Origin of the sequence: Limnobacter sp. (assembly GCF_043511195.1) — a bacterium.
In the GTDB taxonomy this organism is placed as follows: domain Bacteria; phylum Pseudomonadota; class Gammaproteobacteria; order Burkholderiales; family Burkholderiaceae_B; genus Limnobacter.
The window spans coordinates 663,492-687,518 of record NZ_CP121330.1 but is presented as its reverse complement, the minus strand read 5'-3'; the positions used below and the strand labels follow the sequence as shown (position 1 = coordinate 687,518).

Annotated in this window: 25 protein-coding genes; 2 read left to right on the top strand and 23 right to left on the bottom strand. The window is 52.8% G+C overall.

Going from position 1 to position 24,027, the window contains the following annotated elements; translation table 11 throughout:
* Positions 1-37: 37 nt before the first annotated feature.
* The 21 genes from P0D43_RS03295 to P0D43_RS03195 form a co-directional block, all read right to left on the bottom strand.
* Positions 38-2,080 (bottom strand): primosomal protein N', encoded by a 2,043-nt coding sequence (locus P0D43_RS03295; protein ID WP_394673696.1) that lies wholly within the window; start codon positions 2,078-2,080, stop codon positions 38-40.
* Positions 2,081-2,412: 332 nt separating this feature from the next.
* The gene (hemE, locus tag P0D43_RS03290) at positions 2,413-3,507 is read right to left on the bottom strand and encodes a uroporphyrinogen decarboxylase (RefSeq protein WP_341237369.1); all 1,095 of its coding nucleotides are present in this window, start codon (positions 3,505-3,507) and stop codon (positions 2,413-2,415) included.
* Positions 3,508-3,532: 25 nt separating this feature from the next.
* The gene (locus tag P0D43_RS03285) at positions 3,533-3,997 is read right to left on the bottom strand and encodes a CoA-binding protein (RefSeq protein ID WP_236550825.1); all 465 of its coding nucleotides are present in this window, start codon (positions 3,995-3,997) and stop codon (positions 3,533-3,535) included.
* A complete protein-coding gene (locus tag P0D43_RS03280) occupies positions 3,994-4,803 on the bottom strand; it encodes a hydroxypyruvate isomerase family protein (RefSeq protein WP_394673230.1) in 810 nt (269 codons plus the stop codon). Before P0D43_RS03280 ends, P0D43_RS03285 begins: the two co-directional genes overlap by 4 nt.
* The gene (locus P0D43_RS03275; protein ID WP_341237367.1) at positions 4,800-5,624 is read right to left on the bottom strand and encodes a metallophosphoesterase; all 825 of its coding nucleotides are present in this window, start codon (positions 5,622-5,624) and stop codon (positions 4,800-4,802) included. Before P0D43_RS03275 ends, P0D43_RS03280 begins: the two co-directional genes overlap by 4 nt.
* Positions 5,625-5,659: 35 nt before the next feature.
* Positions 5,660-6,049: a hypothetical protein gene (locus tag P0D43_RS03270; RefSeq protein WP_159569410.1), complete on the bottom strand. Its 390-nt coding sequence runs from the start codon at positions 6,047-6,049 to the stop codon at positions 5,660-5,662.
* A 136-nt stretch (positions 6,050-6,185) separates the two neighbouring features.
* Entirely contained in the window at positions 6,186-6,605 is a 420-nt protein-coding gene (locus P0D43_RS03265) for a F0F1 ATP synthase subunit epsilon (protein WP_159569408.1), read from the bottom strand.
* A 69-nt stretch (positions 6,606-6,674) separates the two neighbouring features.
* The gene (gene atpD / locus P0D43_RS03260) at positions 6,675-8,066 is read right to left on the bottom strand and encodes a F0F1 ATP synthase subunit beta (protein ID WP_394673229.1); all 1,392 of its coding nucleotides are present in this window, start codon (positions 8,064-8,066) and stop codon (positions 6,675-6,677) included.
* Positions 8,067-8,104: 38 nt separating this feature from the next.
* Complete coding sequence (atpG, locus tag P0D43_RS03255) at positions 8,105-8,974, bottom strand: F0F1 ATP synthase subunit gamma (RefSeq protein ID WP_159569404.1); 870 nt, start codon at positions 8,972-8,974, stop codon at positions 8,105-8,107.
* Between the two features lie 73 nt (positions 8,975-9,047).
* Entirely contained in the window at positions 9,048-10,589 is a 1,542-nt protein-coding gene (gene atpA, locus P0D43_RS03250; RefSeq protein WP_394673228.1) for a F0F1 ATP synthase subunit alpha, read from the bottom strand.
* A 32-nt stretch (positions 10,590-10,621) separates the two neighbouring features.
* Complete coding sequence (locus tag P0D43_RS03245; RefSeq protein WP_159569400.1) at positions 10,622-11,155, bottom strand: F0F1 ATP synthase subunit delta; 534 nt, start codon at positions 11,153-11,155, stop codon at positions 10,622-10,624.
* Between the two features lie 24 nt (positions 11,156-11,179).
* On the bottom strand, positions 11,180-11,650 hold the full coding sequence (locus tag P0D43_RS03240) for a F0F1 ATP synthase subunit B (RefSeq protein WP_105027747.1): 471 nt from the start codon (positions 11,648-11,650) through the stop codon (positions 11,180-11,182).
* Between the two features lie 75 nt (positions 11,651-11,725).
* Positions 11,726-11,968 carry a F0F1 ATP synthase subunit C gene (gene atpE / locus P0D43_RS03235; RefSeq protein ID WP_008247085.1) on the bottom strand — a complete coding sequence of 81 codons (243 nt, stop codon included), beginning with the start codon at positions 11,966-11,968 and terminating at the stop codon, positions 11,726-11,728.
* 59 nt (positions 11,969-12,027) lie between these two features.
* Positions 12,028-12,888, bottom strand: coding sequence for a F0F1 ATP synthase subunit A (gene atpB, locus P0D43_RS03230; protein ID WP_341237364.1), 861 nt, complete (start codon positions 12,886-12,888; stop codon positions 12,028-12,030).
* Positions 12,889-12,890: 2 nt separating this feature from the next.
* On the bottom strand, positions 12,891-13,223 hold the full coding sequence (locus P0D43_RS03225; protein ID WP_159569396.1) for an ATP synthase subunit I: 333 nt from the start codon (positions 13,221-13,223) through the stop codon (positions 12,891-12,893).
* Positions 13,224-13,371: 148 nt separating this feature from the next.
* Complete coding sequence (locus tag P0D43_RS03220; protein ID WP_394673227.1) at positions 13,372-14,253, bottom strand: ParB/RepB/Spo0J family partition protein; 882 nt, start codon at positions 14,251-14,253, stop codon at positions 13,372-13,374.
* Positions 14,254-14,302: 49 nt separating this feature from the next.
* Positions 14,303-15,079 (bottom strand): ParA family protein, encoded by a 777-nt coding sequence (locus P0D43_RS03215; protein WP_341237049.1) that lies wholly within the window; start codon positions 15,077-15,079, stop codon positions 14,303-14,305.
* 30 nt (positions 15,080-15,109) lie between these two features.
* The gene (gene rsmG, locus P0D43_RS03210) at positions 15,110-15,778 is read right to left on the bottom strand and encodes a 16S rRNA (guanine(527)-N(7))-methyltransferase RsmG (protein ID WP_236550849.1); all 669 of its coding nucleotides are present in this window, start codon (positions 15,776-15,778) and stop codon (positions 15,110-15,112) included.
* 5 nt (positions 15,779-15,783) lie between these two features.
* On the bottom strand, positions 15,784-17,736 hold the full coding sequence (mnmG, locus tag P0D43_RS03205) for a tRNA uridine-5-carboxymethylaminomethyl(34) synthesis enzyme MnmG (protein ID WP_394673226.1): 1,953 nt from the start codon (positions 17,734-17,736) through the stop codon (positions 15,784-15,786).
* Between the two features lie 696 nt (positions 17,737-18,432).
* Positions 18,433-19,233 (bottom strand): TSUP family transporter, encoded by an 801-nt coding sequence (locus tag P0D43_RS03200; RefSeq protein ID WP_159569387.1) that lies wholly within the window; start codon positions 19,231-19,233, stop codon positions 18,433-18,435.
* Positions 19,234-19,331: 98 nt separating this feature from the next.
* Positions 19,332-21,173, bottom strand: a complete 1,842-nt coding sequence (locus P0D43_RS03195) for a phosphoenolpyruvate carboxykinase (GTP) (RefSeq protein ID WP_159569384.1) — start codon at positions 21,171-21,173, stop codon at positions 19,332-19,334.
* Positions 21,174-21,431: 258 nt separating this feature from the next.
* Between P0D43_RS03195 and P0D43_RS03190 the strand changes: the two genes are divergently transcribed.
* Positions 21,432-22,037 carry an MOSC domain-containing protein gene (locus tag P0D43_RS03190; protein WP_159569382.1) on the top strand — a complete coding sequence of 202 codons (606 nt, stop codon included), beginning with the start codon at positions 21,432-21,434 and terminating at the stop codon, positions 22,035-22,037.
* Between the two features lie 7 nt (positions 22,038-22,044).
* On the opposite strand, the gene P0D43_RS03185 is transcribed toward P0D43_RS03190, so the two are convergent.
* Together P0D43_RS03185 and P0D43_RS03180 are read right to left on the bottom strand one after the other, a co-directional pair.
* Positions 22,045-23,073 carry a hypothetical protein gene (locus P0D43_RS03185; protein ID WP_394673225.1) on the bottom strand — a complete coding sequence of 343 codons (1,029 nt, stop codon included), beginning with the start codon at positions 23,071-23,073 and terminating at the stop codon, positions 22,045-22,047.
* 39 nt (positions 23,074-23,112) lie between these two features.
* On the bottom strand, positions 23,113-23,382 hold the full coding sequence (locus P0D43_RS03180) for a TIGR03643 family protein (RefSeq protein ID WP_159569378.1): 270 nt from the start codon (positions 23,380-23,382) through the stop codon (positions 23,113-23,115).
* Positions 23,383-23,448: 66 nt separating this feature from the next.
* Between P0D43_RS03180 and P0D43_RS03175 the strand changes: the two genes are divergently transcribed.
* On the top strand, positions 23,449-23,910 hold the full coding sequence (locus tag P0D43_RS03175) for a DUF1499 domain-containing protein (protein ID WP_394673224.1): 462 nt from the start codon (positions 23,449-23,451) through the stop codon (positions 23,908-23,910).
* Positions 23,911-24,027: the final 117 nt, after the last annotated feature.

The following is a 24,027-nucleotide window of genomic DNA, read 5'->3' as shown; positions in this document are numbered from 1 at the left end:
GAAACTCCAGGGGAAGGCATTACTGTACCAGAGGCACTTACAGATCAACCGGGTCCACTTCCAAAAACCAGCGAACGCTGCCAGGTAGCGCGTGAAGCTGCGCCAACCATTGGGTCAGGAAACGGTGCAGCGCGGGCCGAGACTCGCTTTCAATCAGCATTTGCGCGCGTTCAATGCCACCCACCCGAACCACGGTCAAGGGCACCGGGTCGCACATGAACACCGGGTTGTCCGCATCGACCAAAGGCTCACCCAATTCACGCGCGGTACTTAAAAACTGCAAACAATTGGCCAGCTTTTTGTGGTCTGCCCGAATGGTGGCCTGGTGAGAAAACGGCGGCATGCGTGCATCTTTGCGGGCCTGCATTTCATGGCGGGCAAAGTTTTCATAATCGTGCGCCTTCAAGGCATCAAACAACGGGTGTTGCGGGTAACGCGTTTGCACCACCATGCGGGCATCGCCTGCCCTTCGACCAGCCCGGCCCGCCACCTGCATCAGTTGAGCAAACAAGCGCTCGGGCGCGCGGTAGGCGTGCGAATACAGCGAAGCATCCACATTCAAGGCCAACACCAGGGTTACGTTGGCAAAGTCATGCCCTTTGGCAATCATTTGCGTGCCCACCAGCACATCGGCCCCCCCGCTGTGCGCCTGTTGCAACAAGGCTTCCATTTGCCCCTTGTTGCGGGTGCTGTCTGCATCAATGCGCAAAATATTTGCAGTGGGCAACAGGCCCGCCAGTGTCTCTTCAATACGCTGCGTGCCACGGCCAAAACCGGTCAAATCCTGATTGCCGCAGGTGGGGCAATGGGTGGGCACACGCTGGCCCGCACCACAGTGGTGGCAACGCAGCATGCGCTCGTTTTTGTGCCACACCATGTGCGCCGTGCAATGGTCGCAGTTGGCCACCCAGCCGCAGGCATTGCACACCATTTGAGGCGCATAGCCACGGCGGTTCAAGAACACAATGCTTTGCTTGCCCGCCTCAAAGTTTTGTACCAAGGCCTGCATTGCCGGCTCGCTTAAACCTTCTTTGGCCGGAAAATTGGCGGTGTTAATCAACTCCACCTTGGGCAGGCTTGCACCCAGCACTGCGCGGTTTTTCAAGGCAAGGCGCTTGTAAGCGCCCTGGTCGGCTTTCAACCAGGTTTCCAAGGCAGGGGTTGCCGAGCCCAACACAATCGGCACCTCGCGCTGTTTCGCCAGCATCAGGGCCAAATCGCGGGCATGGTAACGCATGCCATCTTGCTGCTTGTACGATGGGTCGTGTTCTTCGTCCACCACAATCATCCCCAAGCGTGGCAAGGGGGTCAGCACACCCAGCCGCGTGGCAATAATCACATCGGCCGCACCCGTGGCTGCTTCAAACCAGGCTTTGGTGCGGGTGAGTTCGGCCAGGTTACTGTGCATCACCACAACCCGGTGTGGTGCCAAGCGTTCTTTGTACAAAGCTTGCGCAGCCGGGGTCAGGTTGATTTCGGGCAACAACACCAACACCTGCTCGCCACGGGTCAAGCGCTCTTCAACCGTGTGCAGGTACACCTCTGTTTTTCCACTGCCAGTGACCCCGTACAGCAGGAAAGGCTGAAAGCCTTGCGCCGTCGATAGCTGTGCCACCGCATCCAGTTGTTCGGCGTTCAAGACCGGTTTTTCAAGCTTGTTGATTTGGGATTTGCCAGCCTTGGCAACCGTGCCCGCGTCACGGGTCTCTGCCAACAACTTGTGGGCATGCTCTCGGGATTTGGCCACCATCACCGGTTCTTCACCCCGTGCATTCAGCACGCGCAAGGCCTTGGGCAAAGCCTCCAGGGCAATCATGCCCAATGGGTGGTGGTAATACTTGGCCGCGAATTCAATCAATGCCTGCCATTTAGCGCTCAAACATTCGCCCGCATCAAGCACCGTGTGCACAGGTTTGATGTATTCGGCCATTTGTTGATCGGGTGCAATACCCTGAACCAGTCCAATGCGGTGCTGGCGTCCCCACGGCACAATGACACGCATCCCGAATCGGGGCGTGTCGTCGCTTTGCCACTGGTAGGTGAAAGATTTGGGAAGCGGTGCAGCAACCAACACATTCACCAGCAAAGTGTTTCCCTCGACCGGGTTAGATGAAGTGTTTTGCTTTGGGTCTGTCTTCACAGCTTACTTTAAGTTCATGGACTAGCTGGCTTGAATTAAACGGAATACAAAATTTTTAACAGTCAATGTGGATAACTTTGTGGACATCCGTGGAAATAATCCACGGACGTGCTACAGGATGCAGGCATTCATGTAAAGTACAAATTTTGTAAAATACGTTTTTTGTATTTAAAAACAAGCACTTAACTGCCCACTCTGCTTTTCCAATCGTCGTGCAATGCAAAAAAACATTTCTGAAGCCTTGCGCCAAAAATGTGCATAAGTCCAAGTTTTTACTGCCTTTGTTTGCGGCTGTAGCTGTGCACTGCATTGACCATCACCTCGACACTGTCGGGGTTGGTGAACTGGGAAATACCATGGCCCAAGTTGAACACATGGCCGGCACCCGCCTGTGGCACACCAAAACTTTCCAATGCTTTGGCCACTTCGGCCTCAATTTGCGCCGGCTCGGCAAACAACACATTGGGATCCAGGTTGCCCTGAATTGCACAACGGTCACCAATACGGGCACGGGCCTGACCCAAATTAACAGTCCAGTCCACACCAATTGCACTGGCACCACTGGACGCAATGTCCTCGAGCCACAAACCGCCACCCTTGGTGAACACAATCGAAGGAATATCCTCGGTGAATGCACCCCGATTGGCCTGCAAAGGCAAACTGGCCACGATTTTCTTGATGTAGTTCAAGCTGAATTTCTGAAATGCGCCATCGGCCAAGGCACCGCCCCAGCTGTCGAAAATCATCACGGCTTGTGCGCCGGCCTCAATTTGAGCACGAAGATACTGACTGACCGCCTCAGTGGTCACTTCCAGAATGCGGTGCATCAGGTCAGGACGCTTGTACAACATGGTTTTTACTTTCCGGAAGTCGCTGCTGCCACCCCCTTCAACCATGTAACACGCCAGGGTCCAAGGGCTGCCTGAAAAACCAATCAATGGTACCCGGCCATCCAGTGCGCCCCGAATGGTGCTGACTGCGTCTGTCACATACCTCAGGCTGGTACCAATGTCAGGAACTGCGAGCTTGGCCACATCAGCCTCGGTAACCAAGGGGCGCTCAAACTTGGGACCTTCGCCTTCTGCAAAATACAAACCCAAGCCCATGGCATCGGGCACGGTCAAAATATCCGAGAACAAAATGGCCGCATCCAGCTTGTACCGTTCAAGCGGTTGCAAAGTCACTTCGCAGGCCGCCTCCGGGTTGGTGCACAAACCCATAAAGTTGCCGGCTTTTGCGCGCGTTGCGCGGTACTCGGGCAAATAACGGCCCGCTTGGCGCATTAACCAAACTGGCGTGTACTCGGTGGCTTCACGGCGCAATGCACGCAAGAAGGTGTCATTTTTAACGGGCTGAAAACTGCTCATATTCGTAGATGCTTATTCAATAATTTCAAACTAAATACAGACGCTGGTGTTCGGTTTTCAAACAACGGTCCATGAGAAAAGGTAAACCTGCAGCCTTCGCCTTGGCTTCAACCATGTCGTTGCGAATTCCCTGCTGCAACCACACGGCACCTGCACCCACATTCATGGCCTGAGCCAAAACATCGGGGGTGTGCTCGGCGCGGCGAAACACATCGACCAGGTCAATTTTCAGGCCGGTTTCGGCCATCGCGGTTTTCAGGTCGGGGTAACAGGTTTCGCCCAACAGACCACTTGGTCGACCTTGCAAAGCCGGGTTGATCGGCAAAATTCGATAGCCCTGCGACTGCAGGTACTTGGCAACAAAAAAACTGGGCTTGTGGGCTTGCGAAGAAAAACCCACAACAGCGATCGTTTTGGTGTTGTCGAGCAGTTGCTTCAGTTCAGCGTCTTGCATGGGCAATTCTTCCGGCGGTTGCCCGCCTAAGCTCAAGGTTCGAAGGACTCCATTGTGCCTGAAAATCCAGTGCTTCGGATCCAGCCCAAGCCATCGCGGGTGCCCGCTTTGGGTCGATACTCGCAACCAATGTGGCCGTTGTAGTTCAGCGTTTTCAATTTGGCATGAATTCCTGAATACACAGATTCATTCGGCTCATCTCGGTCAGGTACACCTGCAATTTGCAAGTGCTTCACACGCCCGGTAGGCAGGTAGCGACCCAGCGCATCCAGTGCATTACCTTCGGTTCGTTCAACATGGTACAGGTCCATTTGCACACCCAAATTGACCCGATTCAAATCAATCAACAGGTCATGCGCATCCGCTTGGTGGCTTAACAAATAACCAGGAACATCAACTCGGTTAATGGGTTCAATCAACCAGTCCACGGGTTCATCTCGCATGCTGCTTGCCAACCAGTTCAGGTTCTCGGCGTAACAGGCCCGTGCCAATTGCACAGCCCGCGCATCGCTCAAATCAACCACCCCGGCCAGCACATGCACTTTGCGCACACCCAGTGTTGCGGCATAGCGTACCGCTTGCTCGATAGAACGTTTGAATTCATCGCGCCGTGCCGGTTCAACCGCCAGGCCTCGATCGCCATTGGTCCAATTGCCTGCAGGTGCATTGATCAACACCCATTGCACGCCCGCCTCACCGGCTTTATCGCGCAGCAGTTCAGCAGAATAATCGTAGGGAAACATGCACTCGGCATGCCTGAAACCGTCTTCGGCGCAGGCCTCGATGCGCGCCAGAAAATCGAGCTCGGTGTACAGCCAACTCAGATTGGCGGCCAGCTTCATACTTCGAACACAAGGTGTGGATTAAAAAAGGGATTCTCGAAAGCCTGTGGCGTCACCTGCACCTGCCCACGCTCCATTTTTCGTGCCTTGCCTTTTTTACGCACATAGCCACGCGGGTTGACCAGCACACGGGTTTGGCCTCCGTTGTTGTGCACGGTGTAATCAAACGAGTCGTGCATGTGCCCATGCACCCACACATCGGCCTTGCCCATTAAGCGGCTAAGGTCGGACACAAATGCCGCATTGATCGGACTCAAATTGAAACGCGGATGAATACTTTGCGGATGAGGCGCGTGGTGAGTGATCACCACGGTTTTGCCATCAAAAGGCATTGCTAATGCGGACTCTAGCCAATCAATGTTCTGATAGTGCAGATCGATACCCATGCTGGGAGAAAACTGTTTGCCCCGCATGCGAATCAATTTGTAATCGGGCAAGAACGCCTTGGCCACCAACTCGGCACCGAATCGCCAACCCGGTTGAATATTGAAATCGGTCCACAAGGTACAGCCCAAAAAACGCACACCTTGAATAACCACACCGGTGCGCTGCAGGTAGTTCAATTGCTTCCTCTCGGCCAGCTCGAACAAATGGTCGTCCAGAATTTCAATGTCGTGGTGGTAATACTCGTGGTTGCCCGCCACGTAAATGTGCTGTTTCTCGCCGAGTTCAGCCAAGGCCTGCAAGCCTTGGGTACCTTGATGAATATCACCGGCAAGAATCATTAGATCCACTTCCTCGACAGGCTGTGGAACCGCCGCCAAAGCGGGGAAACGGCGCATCGTTTCAAGATGCAAGTCAGAATACAAGGCGATTTTCATGCCTTTATTCTAACCTGTAGACCCATCACCGAGGATTACACACCTTCAGTTGCAAGTGCACTTCCCATTTGTTCAATGCAACGCAGAATGTGGTCTTCCAGGATTTTGCACGTAATGTGTCGCCAATCCAGCCGGTTAATGAACACCAGGCAATCATTGTTCTGGTCCACGGCAAACCAGGAAGGAATTGGCGTTGACGCGCCCATTTCCCGATTGGCCTGCAGCACCTTTTTCGCCGCAGCCAAATTGTCGAGTCGAAAACGCTTCAATTCAATGTGAATGTCGACCCAGGTTATTCCTTCCATTTCCCCATGCTGCAGCAACACCGCTTGGTCATTGAAGAAAAAAACCCGCCCCAGTGGGGTCATGTTGCTGGGGCGATTCTGTTGAAGGTCTTTCAACAGATCATCGAATTTTTGATACATAAACGGCTCCTTGATTGCCATTTATGTTGCGAGAACACACCCTGTGGTTCCACCTGTATTCACAATGCATCCGGCCAAGAAAAAAGCCACGGCTTTCACCGTGGCTTTTCACTGGTTTCTCAACCTTGTATTGCTTTTAACGTACTTTTCTCAAGCGCTTGATGGCTTGCAACTGTGCAATCGCGGAAGCCAATTCAGCTTGTGCTTGAGCATAGTCAATGTCCGCACTGCGATTGGCCAGTGCTTCTTCGGCCAAACGCTTGGCCTCCGTAGCCTTTGCTTCATCCAGGTCGCCGCCGCGAAGGGCCGTGTCTGCAAGAACCGTAACCGAGTTGGGTTGTACTTCCAACACGCCACCATTCACAAACACCACTTCTTCTTCAGCCTGACCTGCAATCTTGATGCGAACTGTACCTGGTTTGATGCGCGTAATCAGCGGAGTGTGGCGTGGATAAATACCCAGCTCACCCTGCTCTCCGGGCAAAGCAACAAATTCTGCTTCACCTTCGAAGATTGATTCTTCTGCACTCACCACATCCACGTGGATTGTCGACATACTCATTTCCTTTGTGATGGGCACCGACTTGGGTTTTCACCTTCGCCGGCACACGACACACCAGTCGGATTACTGAATTTTCTTGGCTTTTTCGAAGGCTTCGTCGATGGTACCTACCATGTAGAAAGCCTGCTCGGGCAAGTTGTCACACTCACCGTTCACAATCATCTTGAAGCCGCGAATGGTTTCCTTCAGTGACACGTACTTGCCGGGTGAACCGGTAAATACTTCAGCCACTGTGAAAGGCTGTGACAGGAAACGCTGAATTTTACGCGCACGGGCCACGGCCAGCTTGTCTTCTGGAGACAATTCGTCCATACCCAAAATCGCGATAATGTCGCGCAGTTCCTTGTAACGCTGCAGTGTTTGCTGCACGCCACGGGCCACGTTGTAGTGCTCTTCACCGATGATGTTGGGGTCAACCTGGCGTGATGTGGAATCCAATGGATCCACCGCAGGGTAAATACCCAAAGAAGCGATGTCACGAGACAACACAACTGTGGCGTCCAAGTGAGCAAACGTTGTAGCGGGTGACGGGTCGGTCAAGTCATCCGCAGGAACGTATACAGCTTGCACGGAAGTAATGGAGCCCTTCTTGGTCGAAGTAATGCGCTCTTGCAAGCGACCCATTTCTTCGGCCAGTGTTGGCTGGTAACCCACCGCAGAAGGCATACGACCCAACAACGCAGACACTTCAGTACCGGCCAATGTAAAGCGGTAAATGTTGTCCACGAACAGCAGAACGTCACGGCCTTCGTCGCGGAAGTATTCAGCCATCGTCAAGCCGGTCAACGCAACGCGCAGACGGTTGCCGGGAGGCTCGTTCATCTGGCCATACACCAGTGCCACTTTGTCCAACACGTTGGAATCTTTCATCTCGTGGTAGAAGTCGTTACCCTCACGAGTACGCTCACCAACACCCGCAAACACTGAGTAACCACCGTGTGCTTTCGCGATGTTGTTGATCAATTCCATCATGTTCACGGTCTTGCCCACACCCGCACCACCGAACAAGCCTACCTTACCGCCTTTGGCGAATGGGCAGATCAAGTCGATCACCTTGATGCCTGTTTCGAGCAATTCTGTCGAAGGTGACAGTTCGTCGAAAGCAGGTGCATTTTGGTGAATGGCACGTGTAGCGTCGGTTTTCACAGGGCCAGCTTCGTCGATTGGGCGACCCAATACGTCCATAATGCGGCCCAGTGTGCCTTGGCCCACTGGTACAGAAATCGGCTTGCCTGTGTTGGTCACAGCCATGCCACGGCGCAGGCCGTCTGATGCACCCAAACAGATGGTACGAACCACACCGTCACCCAGCTGCTGCTGAACTTCCAGTGTCAGTTCGGAACCTTCCATGGTTAGCGCGTCGTACACTTTCGGCATGTTGTTGCGTGAAAACTCAACGTCAATCACCGCGCCGATACACTGTACGATTTTTCCTTCGTTTGTCGCAGTACTCATCGTTATTTCCTTAATTCAAAATCGTTCCGAACTTCCGCTTACACAGCCGCTGCGCCGCCGACGATCTCTGCCAATTCTTTCGTAATGGCAGCCTGACGGGCTTTGTTGTAGGTAAGTTGCAGTTCACTGATCACATTCTTGGCGTTGTCTGACGCTGCCTTCATCGCAACCATACGTGCTGATTGCTCTGAAGCCATGTTTTCTGCCACAGCCTGGTACACCAATGCTTCGATGTAACGCAGCAGCAAATCGTCAATCACGGCCTTCGCATCCGGCTCATAGATGTAGTCCCACGACGTGGAACCCTCATCGGCTTGCAGCCTTTCGCCACCCAAGGGCAGCAGTTGCTCGAACACGGCTTCTTGCTTCATGGTGTTTACAAACTTGGTGTAGGCCAAATAAACGGCATCCACTTCGCCTGCAACGTATGCATCAAGTTGAACCTTGATTGCACCGATCAGCGCTTCCAGGTGGGGCTTGTCACCAAGACCTGTCACTTTGGAAGTTACTTCAACACCAATGCGGTTAAAGAAGCCAGCGCCCTTTGTACCGATTGCGGTTGCTCGTACCTTTGCGCCTTTGCCGGTCAATTCCTGAAACTTGCTGGTCACCAAACGCAGGATGTTGGTGTTCAAGCCACCACACAAGCCTTTGTCAGTTGTTACAACAATCGCAGCAACGTTTTTGATTTCGTCGCGCGCCACCATGTATTCATGGCGGTATTCCGGGTTTGCCTTGGCCAGGTTGGCGCAAATATTCCGAACTTTGTCCGCATAGGGACGAGCCGAACGCATACGGTCTTGGGCTTTGCGCATTTTGGACGCAGCCACCATTTCCATCGCCTTCGTGATCTTTCGCGTGTTTTGCACGCTCTTGATCTTGGTCCGGATTTCCTTCATTCCTGACATCGTATTTCCTCCAATGACTGGGAAGGTACTAGACCTTCCGAGTTATGCGGTGGGTACAATCAGATCGCTCTGATTAATACGCGCCAGTTTTCTTGAATGATTTCACGGCTTCGTGCAGCTTTGGCTCATCGTCTTTCGACAACTCGTAAGTCTGCTCGATACGATCGATCAGGTCCTTGTGGCTTGTCTGCATGAATTGACGCAGAGAAACCTCGAAAGGAAGAACGTTCGATACCTCGACATCATCCAGATAACCATTGTTGATTGCGAACAGGGCTAGTGCCATTTCCCATGTTTTCAATGGGGCGTACTGGGGCTGCTTCAACAACTCAACTACACGGCGACCACGTTCCAGCTGGCGGCGGGTTGCTTCGTCAAGATCAGAAGCAAACTGCGCAAACGCAGCCAATTCACGGTACTGGGCCAAGTCGGTACGGATACCGCCTGACAGCTTCTTGACCACTTTGGTCTGCGCTGCACCACCCACGCGAGACACGGAAATACCCGCGTTAATCGCTGGACGGATACCGGCGTTGAACAAGTCTGATTCCAGGAAGATCTGACCGTCAGTAATCGAAATTACGTTGGTTGGAATATACGCTGAAACGTCACCCGCCTGAGTTTCAATGATTGGAAGGGCTGTTAAAGAACCGGTTTTGCCTTTCACTTCACCCTTGGTGAATTTTTCAACGTATTCGGCGTTCACGCGTGATGCGCGCTCGAGCAAACGGCTGTGTAGATAGAACACGTCACCTGGGTAAGCTTCGCGGCCGGGTGGGCGACGCAGCAACAGGGAAATTTGACGGTAGGCCACAGCTTGCTTGGACAGATCGTCATACACGATCAGAGCGTCTTCACCGCGATCACGGAAGTACTCGCCCATGGTGCAACCCGAGTAAGGTGCCAGATATTGCATGGCAGCCGATTCAGATGCAGAAGCCACCACAACAATGGTGTACTCCAAAGCGCCGAACTCTTCGAGCTTGCGGATTACGTTCACGATGGAAGAGGCTTTTTGGCCCACAGCCACGTACACGCAAGTTACGCCAGTGCCTTTCTGGTTAATGATCGCGTCGATCGCAACTGCTGTTTTACCAGTTTGACGGTCGCCAATGATCAATTCACGCTGGCCGCGGCCAACAGGAACCATGGCATCAATCGCTTTCACACCGGTTTGCAGCGGCTGGTCTACTGACTTACGTTCAATAACACCTGGGGCCACTTTTTCAATCACGTCGGTCATCTTGGCGTTGACTGGGCCCTTGCCGTCGATCTGCACACCCAATGCATTCACCACGCGACCACGCAGCTCGGGACCTACGGGCACTTCCAGAATACGGCCGGTACACTTGACCAGATCGCCTTCAGAAATGTGTTCGTAAGAACCCAAAATAACGACACCCACGGAATCACGTTCCAGGTTGAGCGCCAAACCAAAGGTGTTGCCTGGGAATTCCAGCATTTCACCTTGCATCACATCTGACAAACCATGAACGCGGCAAATACCGTCGCTCACGGACACTACAGTACCTTGTGTCCGGATGTCGGCCGATGATCCGAGGCCTTCGATCCGGCTCTTGATCAGTTCACTGATCTCAGAGGGATTAATCTGCATATTGATTGCTCCAATTACGTTTGAGGGCCAAGTTAGGCTGTTAAAGCCGCCTTCATCGCGTTAAGTTTGCCGCGCACCGAACTATCCAAAATTTGATCGCCGACAGTGACGCACACGCCACCAATCAGGGACTCGTCCACCTGAACTGTTACGTTCAGTTTGGACCCAAATTTCTTTTCCAATGCACCACGTACGTTTTGAACTTCAGCATCAGTCATGGGGAATGCAGAGGCGATGACCGCATCTGCAGAACCTTCATGGCTGTTCTTCAATTCTTCGAACTGTCGAGCGATTTCTGGCAAGGCCAGCAAACGGCCATTTTCCACAAGCGCACTCAAAAAATTCGTTGCTTGCGCTTCCGCCGGTGTCTTGGTCAGTTCAACAAACACCTTCAACACCTGCTCGTCAGTCAACTTAGGGTTGCTGACCAGCAATTTGATGTCTGCGTTGCATGCGACTGCCGACCACGACTGTAGCCAATCACTCCACTGTTTCAGGCTTGATGTTTTGGCAACATCAAACGCTGCTTCAGCGTAAGGACGGGCGATGGTGGATAGTTCGACCATTTTGTGTTTCCTTAAGCTTTAGGCTTACAGTTCCGCTTTCAGTTGATTCAGCAAATCTGCGTGGGCCTGGGCGTTCACTTCCTTCTTCAGGATTTGCTCTGCGCCTTTCACCACGAGTGTTGCCAACTGATCGCGCAACTGGTCACGGGCACGTTGTGCTTCGTTTGCAGCTTCCGCTTCAGCCTGCGCAAGAATTCGCTTGCGCTCAACTTCGGCTTGTTGTTTTGCCTCTTCAATAATCTGCTGGGCACGCTTTTCTGCTTCGGCCAGGCGTTGCTGATTTTCAGAACGGCTAACAGCCAGTTCCTGTTCAGCTTTACGACCGGCTTCTGCCAAAGCCTGCTTACCACGTTCTGCAGCGGCCAGGCCGTCTGCGATTTTCTTTGCACGCTCATCGATGCTCTTGATCAGCGGGGGCCATACGAATTTCATCGTAAAGACCGCCAAGATGAAGAAAACGACGAGCTGAGCAAACAGCGTTGCGTTTAAGTTCACGGCATGTTTCCTCTAAAACGCACGAATTGGACTTAAAACATTCGTGCGGTGTTGTTCGAAGGAAGTGGCTGTAAATTAACCAACAAATGGGTTAGCAAACGCGAACATCATCGCGATACCAACACCGATCAGGAACGCAGCGTCGATCAGACCGGCCAAAACGAACATTTTTGTTTGCAGTTCGTTCATCAGTTCTGGCTGGCGCGCGGAAGCTTCCAGGTACTTACCACCCATGATCGCGATACCGATACAAGCGCCGATCGCGCCCAAACCAATGATAATGCCGCAAGCAAGAGCTACGAAAGCAACGTTAGTCATGACAACTCCTTAAATTGAAAAAATGAAAAATTAAAAAAACCAAAAAAACTAAAAATCGATCAGTGGCCCTGATGCGCCTGGCCAATGTAGATCAAGGTCAACATCATGAAAATGAAGCCCTGGAGCAACACGATCAGAATGTGGAAAATCGCCCAGATTGTTCCGGCCAACACATGGCCCAAGAAGGCAAATGCTCCACCCAAGGACAACGCAGCCGCGCCACCCAGCAAAGCGATCAGCATGAACACCAATTCGCCTGCATACATGTTGCCGAAAAGTCGCATGCCCAAGGACACGGTTTTAGCGGCAAATTCAATCAGGTTCAATACAAAATTGGGGATCCACAGCAGTGGGTTGGCACCGAAAGGTGCGCAGAACAGTTCGTGAACAAAGCCGCCTGCGCCTTTGATCTTTACAGAGTAGTAAAGCATCAGGCACAACACGCCGAGCGACAAGCCCAAGGTACCGTTCAGGTCGGCCGTGGCCACCACACGCATGTAGGGGTCACCAGCGCTGGCTGCATAGCCAAGTTGGTACATCAGTTGGCCCCAGGCCATGGGGATCAGGTCCACGGGGATCAAGTCAAAGGTGTTCATGACAATGATCCACAGGAACACGGTCAGAGCCAAAGGGGCAATGAAGGTTCGGTCGCCGTGCACAATTGATTTGGACTGGTTTTCAACCATTTCAACCATCATCTCGACGAAGCCCTGAAAACGCCCAGGTACGCCAGAAGTGGCTTTGGATGCCGCTTTATACAGCATGAAGATTACGATTAAACCGGACAGGATGGAGAAAAACATCGTGTCCAGGTTGATCACTGAGAAATCGACGATAAATTTTTGCTTATCGGTAGCGAAATGCTGCAAGTGATGGACGATGTACTCTGAGGGCGTTTGCCCATTCGGTGAAGATGCCATACTTATCTCAAGAAAAATGCCAAAAAATAGCTTTTGAGGGTGACGATCGCAGTGAGGATCAAGGACCACCAAACAATGTTCGGGTCAACTTGACTCGCTACAAACATAATCGCGATTGTTGCGCCAACCTTCAGGAATTCTCCGGTCAAAAACACAAAGGTTCCGCCCATGGGGGTTTTACTACCCAAGGCCAACCGTGCGGCGAACAATGTGCTCGGCAACGCAACGGCGACGAAACCCCAAACGGCAGACTGCGCGTGAATTGGGGACACCAACAACATAAGGAGGCAGACTATCACCCCGACGACCCATTGGAGTCCAACTATTTTCCACATATTTGCTGCGCTGCCACATTTAACCTTATTCGGATACGTATTTTCCGCAAGGCTCACGTGTTTTTGACAAACCGCCAGATTATAGGGGTTTGTACGGCCCCTCGTCAAACGAAAACGGCTTATTTTTCACACCGATTTGGTGCAGAAGTTAAAGCTCTTCTTTGGAAAATCCGATGCGCTCCAGCACACCGTCCAGTTCGTCCAAATTATTGAATTTAATAGTAACACTGCCTTTGCCATTTGCATTGGCTTTTAACTGAACTGCGCTGGCCAACCAATCGGCCAAGCCCTCTTCCAGGCGACGTACATCCGCAGTTTGCTTGGGCTTGGTGGCCACCCGGTCGTGGTCGCTGGCCCAGTCGTTCACGAGCTTTTCTGTTTCACGAACGGACAAACGCTTGTTCACCACTTCATTGGCGCACGCAATTTGCTCTGCCGCATTCAAAGCCAACAAGGCCCGAGCGTGGCCCATTTCTACGTCACCAGCCAGCAGCATGGTTTGCACCGGCTCAGCAAGGTTCAACAAGCGCAACATATTGCTTGTTGCACTGCGGGATCGGCCAATGGCACGGGCGGCGTCTTCGTGGGTTAAATTGAACTCACGAATCAAACGCTGCACGCCCAGCGCTTCTTCCAGCGGATTCAAGTCCTCGCGCTGAATGTTTTCAATCAATGCCATGGCCAGGGCAGACTCATCGGGAACCGCACGCACCAATACAGGGACTTCGGCCAAACCTGCTATTTTTGATGCGCGGAAACGGCGTTCACCCGCGATGATTTCGTATTTGCCTGAACCAATTGGCCGCACCAGGATGGGCTGCATAATGCCCTGGCTTTTGATGGACTCGGCCAACTCCAGGAGGGAACTTTCATCCATGCGCGAACGCGGCTGGTATTTACCGGCCTGCAGCTTGCCCAATGGCAGTGTCATGACCTGCTCACCCATGTCTTTGTTGACATCGTCACCGGAGGGGCCCAATAGCGCTTCCAGACCCCTTCCCAGGCCTTTGGTACGTTTGATTGCGTTCATATTTTCTTCTGCTGAATTGGATTAGACTGCAATTGGCTTAGGCCGCGATTTAAGCTGCAATGGGCAAGCCAAGCCGCTCGACCATTTCGTTGGCGAAGTCCAGATAGGCCTTTGCGCCTTTGCTGGACTTGTCAAACAAGACGCCAGGCACACCGTAACTAGGGGCCTCAGCCAAGCGCACATTTCTCGGAATAATGGTTTTGAACACCTTGTTGCCAAAATGTTTTTCGAGCTGGGCAGACACTTGCTGGGCCAATGTCATGCGCGGATCGTACATGACCCGCAACAAACCAATGATGGTCAAATTCGGGTTCAGGTTTTTGCACACTTGCTTGATGGTGTTGACCAGATCGCTCAAACCTTCCAGTGCGTAGTATTCGCACTGCATGGGTATTACCACGCCATTGGCGCAGCACAGTGCATTGAGTGTGAGCAAAGACAGCGCTGGCGGACAGTCGATCAAGATGAAATCATATTGACCGTCAACCTGGGCAATTGCCTCGCGCAGCTTGATTTCACGGTCTTCGAATTCGACCATTTCCACTTCTGCACCCGCCAGCTCGCGGTTGGCGGCCAGAACATCGAACTCGCCTTCTGCACGAACGGTGGCTTCAGCCACGCCCACCATGCCCACCAGCACTTGGTAAACCGTGTGTTTAACGCTTCGCTTGTCGATGCCACAACCCATGGTGGCATTGCCTTGGGGATCGAGATCGACCAGCAACACACGCTGTTTGGCCATGGCCAAACCGGCAGCCAGATTCACCGCGGTGGTGGTTTTTCCCACGCCACCCTTCTGGTTGGCAATGCAGAAAACTTTCGCCATCTTCTTGTCCTGTGAATGAATGCTTTGATTTTAGCGTTTAATCATGAACAAGTGCCTTGCCTCGTCCAAGAATGGCACTTCAATTGGATGAAGTGCCTCAATTCGCCAACCTGCGGGCACTTCGCTGTCGACTTCGACTCGCCCCTTCAAAGCGGCAAACTGCCCGTGCTCTGCCAATACATGCTGGCCAAGCCCAATGAAGTTGTCGATGCTTGAGAATGCTCGGGAACATATCAAATCAAAGGGCAGGCTTGCTTGAAACTCTTCCACCCTGCCATGCACTGCCTGGGCATTTTTCAAACCCAGACTGGCAATGGCTTGTTGCATGAAAGCCGCTTTTTTTTGAACCGTGTCGATCAGGGTTACATTCCAAGCCGGTTGGGCAATCGCCAATACCAAGCCGGGCAAACCGGCTCCCGCACCTACATCCAGAATTCTTGGATTGGGCGTGGACTGAAGCGCAAAAGATAGTTCGGGCAACACCGCCAAGGAGTCGAGTAAATGGTGCGTGACCAGTTCCCGATTGTTGCGAATGGCCGTGAGGTTATACACCCGGTTCCATTTTTGTATCAGCTGCCCATATTTGAACAATTGCCCATGTTGCTCAGCACTCAAACCCAGGCGTAGACAGGCAATACCCTCTTCCAGTAGCGCTTGGTCTGAAGACCCCAGGGTTTCAGACTTTGGCTTTCGATGCACTGAATTCAAGCCACTTGCTCCGCGGTACCGTCCGACAACTTGGTGGCATTGGCTTTGCGATTCAGCAAATCCCGTTTCTTCAAGTGCACCAGCAAGAGCGAAATCGCAGCCGGTGTAATGCCTTGAATGCGGCCCGCTTGCCCAATCGTTTCAGGCTTGTGGGTGTTCAGCTTTTGCTGCACTTCTTTGCTCAATCCGTTCACGCTGGCGTAATCAAAATCGGCAGGAAGACGAATTGACTCATTGCCTACCCCACGCTCAACTTCCGCCTGTTGACGCAACACATAACCCGCGTATTTCACTTCGATTTCCAACTGGGAAACCAGATCGTTTTGCTGCAAGGGATTACTCAAGGCGAATTCGCCATTTTCTTTACTCAGCGTACTGAGGTCTTGGTAGCTGACATCCGGGCGTTTGAGCAGATCGTACAGGTTGTATTCACGATCGATGCCTTTGTGCAGCACGCGCTCGGCTTCAGCTTGCGCCACAATTTTTGGATTGATCCACGTGGAACGTAGTCGCTGCTTTTCCTGCTCGACTGCCTCGCGCTTTTCCGAGAATGCTTTCCAGCGAATGTCGTCGACCAAACCCAACTTTCGACCAATTGGCGTGAGGCGCTGGTCTGCATTGTCTTCACGCAGGCTTAAACGGTATTCAGCACGGCTGGTGAACATGCGATAGGGCTCTGCCACACCTTTGCTGGTCAAATCGTCTACAAGCACGCCCAGGTAGGCCTCGTCTCGGCGTGGAGTCCATTGATCTTTGCCTTGCACCATGAGCGCTGCATTAACACCCGCCAGCAAACCCTGGGCAGCGGCTTCTTCGTAACCTGTTGTGCCATTGATTTGACCAGCGAAGAACAGACCTTCAATGGCTTTGGTTTCCAAGGTGGTTTTCAGTGCACGCGGGTCAAAGTAATCGTATTCGATCGCATACCCGGGGCGCATGATGTACGCATTTTCCAGCCCTTTGATGGAATGCAGCAGATTAAGCTGCACATCAAATGGAAGGGAGGTAGACACGCCGTTGGGATAATACTCGTTGGTGGTCAAACCTTCCGGCTCAAGGAAAATTTGATGTGATTCCTTGTCAGCAAAGCGGTGAATTTTGTCTTCGATGGATGGACAATACCGAGGACCAACCCCCTCTATTACGCCCGTGTACATGGGACTTCGGTCGAGGCCACCCCGGATAATGTCGTGGGTATTCTGGTTGGTGTGCGTAATCCAGCACGGCAATTGCCGTGGGTGCATGGCCGTGTTTCCGAGATATGAAAACACTGGCACTGGATCGAGATCGCCAGGCTGCTCTTGCATGACCGAGAAATCAATGCTTCGACCATCGATGCGCGGTGGTGTACCTGTTTTTAAGCGCCCTTGTGGCAACTTCATTTCTTGAAGGCGCATTCCCAAACCAATTGCCGGGGGGTCTCCTGCCCGGCCTGCAGAATAATTTTGCAAGCCCACATGGATTTTGCCGTTCAGAAAGGTACCCGCGGTTAGCACGACCGACTTGGCTTTGAACTTCAAACCCACCTGCGTCACAGCACCGCACACGCGGTCGCCGTCCAGCAAAAGATCTTCAACAGATTGCTGGAACAAACTAAGGTTGGGTTGATTTTCAAGGCGAGTGCGAATGGCTTGCCGATACAACACGCGGTCGGCCTGGGCACGGGTTGCGCGCACAGCCGGGCCTTTTGAGCCATTGAGAATACGAAACTGAATACCCGCCTCATCAGTGGCAATGGCCATGGCACCACCCAGCGCATCAACTTCCTTCACCAGATGACCTTTACCAATTCCACCAATGGACGGGTTACAGGACATTTGCCCAAGTGTTTCGATGTTGTGTGTCAGCAGCAGCGTTTTGCTTCCCGCTCGTGCAGCAGCAAGCGCAGCCTCGGTACCGGCATGGCCGCCACCCACAACAATGACATCAAACTCTTCGGGATAAAACATTATTCACTGCTGGCACTTGGTGCCGGAATCCAACACAGGATTCAAAATTTAAATGCCGAATTCGAGCTGACCCGATTCGGCGGCAATGGCGCAATTATATGCCTCGGCACGATTTTGCCCAAGCGAACATGTTTCACGTGGAACAGAAAACAGACAACGGAGACGCTCGATGCTACATCGTTCAACCAAGTTCGTTGACGCCTTCTGCTTGCTCAGGCGCATGCCCTCTCTCGCCAGAAAACCTGTATTTCCCTTTTTGAGATCCACCATGACTCACCTCGCTCGGCAAAAGGGCGGGCCGAGTCTCGGTGCCGGCCGATGGCAGACCGTGGCGGGTGAATTCAAACGGGCAGATTTTCTTGATCGGCGCTGCGAGGGCATTGCGGCCTGAGCGCGCTGGCAAATGGACTTGTGAGGCACTGGCGACACGCGGGCGTTGTGTGTGAGGTGAGGCTTGGGTGCGACCCGGCTGGCCGGCTTTGCAAGGCTTCCCGGCGGCTTCGCAGCGCGGGGCGATCCAGGGGATCGATGCGAAGACGCTTAAGCGTTTCGCATGCCCCAAGCCAGAAGCACCAAGCCGGAATCAGAAGGCTTGCTTAGGCCAGCTGGCGTCGCACCCAAGCCTCAGATCATCCATGTGGCAAATCCTGCATATCTTTCCAGGCCCGACTCACCGACGTGTTCCACGTGAAACAGTCAGGCCAACCACGCCTTCACGTACGGCCAGTAGCTGTCGTAGCTGGTCCGCAGAATCAAAAGGAACACCACCGTCAACAATGCCTTGCGCACAAACCCGGCACCCTTCCGAATCGCCAGACTAGCCCCTACCCTCGCACCCGCCAAGTTAAACACGGCCATCAACAACCCCAAGGCAACAATGACATGACCTGCTGGTGCAAACCATGCCAGCGAGGCCAGGTTGCAGGCAATGTTCACCATCTTCGCTCCGGCCGTGGCCGCCAGAAAGTCGTAGCCAAAGAACACCACAAAGGCAACCATTAAGAATGAACCGGTGCCTGGCCCAAAAAAACCATCATAAAAGCCGATACTCAAACCGACACAGGCCCCGAAAAAACGTTCTCGATTCTTATCCAGCTTGGGCGCATGAACACTGCCCAAGTCTTTGCGCAAAAAGGTATATACGGCCACTGCAATCAACAACAGCGGCAACATCAAACGCAACACTTCAGTCGAAATTTGGGTAACGATATAAGCACCACAGTAGGCGCCGATCAACGCCATGGCCGTGGCTGGCAATACTGCATTCCAGGGCACCTGAATGGCCTTTGCGTATTTGTAAGCGGCAAATGTGGTGCCAACTACGCTTGATATTTTATTGGTCCCCAACAAAGTTGCATGCCCTTGACTTGGCAGCAAACCAAATAGCGCCGGGATCTGGATCAAACCGCCCCCGCCCACCATGGCATCAATCAAGCCCGCCGCAAATGCCGCAGCACACAGTGCAACCAGAACCCACAATTCGATGTTTTCGAACATGCAAAAATTTCCGCAGAAAAGAAAACGGGCGCCTTGTGGGCGCCCGCCATAGGACTAATTCCGGAGTATCAGAAAAAAGTCAAAACGTGTAAGCCAAATCAGGCTGCCAAACGGCTAGCGATTTGTGCTTTGGTTTCTTCCAGCTGTGCCGGCAGGTTGTGCTTCAGCTTCTCAAACAATTCGGCATGCAGGTCAAGCTCTTCAAGCCAGGCCGCTTTATCAATCGCCGTAATGGACTCGAATTGATCTTTGCTGAACTCAAGACCGTCCCAAGAGATGTCTTCATAGCTCGGCGATGTGCCAAACACATGATCAACACCCTTGCCCTTGCCTTCCACACGCTCAAGCGCCCATGCCAAAACGCGCATGTTTTCGCCAAAACCAGGCCAGATGAACTTGCCATCGGCATCGGTACGGAACCAGTTCACACAGAAAATGCTGGGCAACTTGGCGCCAGACGATTCCAGCTTCTTGCCCAAATCGAGCCAGTGCTGGAAGTAATCGGACATGTTGTAGCCACAGAATGGCAACATGGCGAATGGGTCACGGCGAACCACACCTTGCTGACCAAATGCGGCAGCAGTTGTTTCTGAACCCATGGTTGCAGCCATATAAACGCCTTCAACCCAGTTACGGGCTTCGGTGACCAAGGGCACTGTGGTTGAACGGCGACCACCAAAAATGAACGCGTCAATTTCAACACCAGCCGGGTTGTCCCAGTTGTTGTCGATCACCGGGTTTTGTTCGGCGGCCACGGTGAAACGGGCATTGGGGTGTGAAGCCTTGCGACCACAATCTGGAGTCCAATCCTGACCGGTCCAGTCAACCAGGTGCGCAGGCGCTTCCTTGGTCAAACCTTCCCACCACACGTCACCGTCATCTGTCAGCGCAACGTTGGTAAATATCACGTTGGCATTCAGGGAAGCCATGCAATTGGAGTTGGTCTTGGTGTTGGTTCCGGGCGCAACGCCGAAGTAACCCGCTTCGGGGTTAATCGCGCGCAGCTTGCCGTTGGCATCGGGCTTGATCCAGGCGATGTCGTCGCCAATGGTGGTCACAGTCCAACCCTTCATTGATGCGGGTGGAATCAGCATCGCGAAGTTTGTTTTGCCGCAGGCAGACGGGAAAGCGGCGGCCACGTGGTACTTCTTGCCCTCGGGGTTTGTTACGCCCAGAATCAGCATGTGCTCGGCCAGCCAGCCCTGATCACGACCCATGGTGGAAGCAATGCGCAGTGCCAGGCACTTCTTGCCCAACAGTGCGTTGCCGCCGTAGCCGGAGCCATACGACCAAATTTCGCGTGTTTCAGGATAGTGAACAATGTACTTGGTGCTTGGGTTGCAGGGCCATGACACATCTTTCTGACCGGCTTCCAGCGGGGCGCCCACGGTGTGTACACAAGGCACGAACTCGCCGTTTTCGCCAAGTACGTCGTACACGGCTTTGCCCATGCGCGTCATCATGCGCATGTTCACGACCACATAGGCGGAGTCAGACAACTCAACACCGATGTGGGCAATTGGGCTGCCCAAGGGACCCATTGAAAATGGAACCACATACAGGGTGCGACCGCGCATGGAGCCTTTGAACAAACCGTTCAATGTGGCGCGCATTTTGGCGGGTTCTTCCCAGTTGTTGGTGGGGCCCGCATCTTCCTTGTTTTCAGAGCAGATATAAGTACGGTCTTCCACACGCGCAACGTCTGAGGGATCAGACCAGGCAAGATAGGAATTCGGACGCTTTTCAGGGCTGAGTTTGCGGAGTGTTCCCGCTTCAACCATTTCCGCGCATAGGCGGTCGTACTCTTCTTGTGAACCGTCGCACCACACAATATTCTTGGGCTCGGTCAGGGCCGCAATTTCTTGCACCCAAGCCACAAGCTTTTTGTGCTTGACGTAAGACGGCACGGTCTGGCTGACCATAGACAGCACTGCACTCATGCTAAAACCTCCAGATAGACAAATGTAATTCTTTTGTGCGGGGGCTTTGGCGTTGCTCTACAGTGTGACCGGAACATGACACCAAGCGCACGGGCGATCGATGTGTCGCTTATCCGCAAACTTAGCCCCCGAGTTTAACATGTTGTAAGCAAACGGAAATAAGTTTTTCCTATAGGCATTATCACCTAATCGCATACCGTGTTTGCTTTCCGACACAGCCAATGTAAAGTGGCGAAACCGAATGACTACGGAAGCCTCATGAAACTGATTGCAATTTGCACGGGCGTGGTTGCCCCTCTTGTTTATCGAACGGCCTCAGGTGACATTAAAACCGAGGCCAGTGGCATCAAAAAACAGGCTGTAAGCACCGAACAAAACCCCGCTTCAATCGAACTCAGAAAGCTGGGATTGCATGGCGATGAGCAGTGCAATTTGTCGGTACACGGCGGCATGGACAAGGCGGTGTATATGATGCCCGCCGGGCATTATGAATTCTGGAAAGCGCGACGCCAGGAAAAAAATCTGGACGCTGATTTGCCTTGGGGCTTTTTGGGCGAAAACCTCGTGGTGGAAGGACTTGATGAAACACTCGTGCGAATTGGCGACGAATTTGAGCTGGGTGAGGTACGCCTTCGCGTGACGGATCCGCGCGAACCCTGTCACAAATTTGCGATCCGCATGGGCTATGGCGCCGCCCCAAAACAAATGATTCAACAGGGTAACTGCGGCTGGTACTTGCGAGTAATTCAAACGGGGCATTTGCAAGCCGGCCTTGAGCTGAAACATTTTGCCAATCCGCAGGGCAAAACCGTACTCGAATCATTCCGCTTCAAAACCCGAAAAGGACAAATGGACTTGCTTTAGCAAGTCGCTACACGGTCTGGTGTTTTTTCCAGACCTTGACCTGTGCTTTGGCTGCGGGCGACACCAAGCGACCCAAGCGCTCAACCCACACCGGGTTGGGGTCGTAGCCATAATGGGATACAGCCAGCGCCAAGGCCTCTTCATCCCATCCGTCGTTGGTATATAGATCGAACAATGCTTCGGCCAACACGGGGCTTCTGGGCAAGGCACGCAACCACTGTTCGGCCTGAACAATGGCCTCACGAGAGCGACCCGCGTCGCGCAACATGCTAACGGCGACCACAGCCTCGAAATCATCTACCGCCGATTTCCTGAGCAGTTCGGCCAACAAGCGTTTATCACCCAGATATTCAAGAAGCGCACGGACTCGCAGCCTTCGCCAGCGTTTATCGAAAGAACGCCAGCTGACATTGCTGGTGGGCTGCATCTCGTTCATTTCATTGATTTCAAGCTCCAGCAAGCCCAATACTGTGTGCCGGTCACACAGTGCAATTTGTTTCCACCACCACGAGGGGTCCACCAAACCAGCTTGATCCAACATGGCAACGGGATACACCAAGTGCGCACGCTCTATGGGATTGTCTATACGACTGGAGACAATATTCAACCAGTCACGGGTAAATTCCCGAACGGCCTTCAGCAGAAAACCATGTTTGTCGTCGGCCCCCTCACAGATCGTCAGCAATTTCTGAAGTCCATGCGCGCCCAGCTCTACCAACAGGTTGGGATCTTGGTGGCGCTGCAACTCCGATTGCAACCAGCCATCGAGAATCTGGGTTCGCACCGCGATACGTTCGCATGATTGCGCTGAGGGGCAACGGGCCTGCCCCACGAATCGGTTGATGAGTTGTTTGAGTTTGCGTGGCCTGGATTTCAAATCCGCGTCTTCGACCGAATCAAGAAGTTCGCAACTGCTTTCCAAAAACTGAAATGCACGGTGCACATCGGGCAGGTGCTGGGACGCACGCCCAAACCACAGCATCCATTCCTGCCCGCCACGCGAAGCCAATGGCGAGTTGTGCTGATCCTTTGGCATTAACGGCCTCCCGATTGAACCTGATTTTCAGCCTCTCAATTAGCGAATTTTGTAGTGCCCAGGCGCGTAGGCTTTGGTGCCGGCAAAACCGCGCAACTTTAAATGCTTGGTTTTGCGACCGGAGACGCGCTCGCGCCACATTTTGAAGCTGCTGGCCTTCATGTTTGCACGCATCAGCTCGATGGTTTGCGATTCATTCAAACCAAATTGCAGTTCGATGGCTTCAAATGGCGTCCGGTCTTCCCATGCCATTTCTACAATGCGGGAAACATCTTCTTCGGACAACTTAAATTGCAAAGGCTTGGACATCTGATCTCACTGACCGCTAAACTGGAGAAAATTTAACAATCAGTATATGACAGAAGGGGCTTTTACGTGAAAAGAGCATTGCTCAGCTTGATTGTGTTGGTCACTTTGGTGATTGTTGTGTTCCTGGGTCTTGGCCTTTACTCCGAGACAGGAAGCCCCCCCGGATTGACCAATGGGCAGCTGGCGCCCTGCCCAAGCAAACCAAACTGCGTGAGCAGTGAAAGCTCGCCTTCTGATAACCATGCAATTGCTGCACTTCCCATTACACCAGGCATGGGTGCCGAACCCTTGCTGAAAGTCAAAGAGGTTGTTGAGCTACTGGGCGGCGATGTGAATTTTTCAAATGAACAGTACATGGCCAGCACATTTACCAGCGACCTGTTTGGCTTCGTAGATGATGTTGAATTTCGTGTGGACCAAGGCAGTGGATTGCTTCATGTGCGGTCCGCTTCCCGCGTAGGTTATAGCGACCTGGAAGCGAACCGGAAACGCGTAGAGCAATTGCGGGTACTATTAAGCATTCACTAGGGCAATAACTCACGAAACTCTCCTTTTTTTTATTGGGTAGTTCAAAAGTGTAGTCCCTCGTACGGGTGACAAAGTGTAAAGTGGTTACCAAGAGAAAAGAGGGATGGAGACACTTCC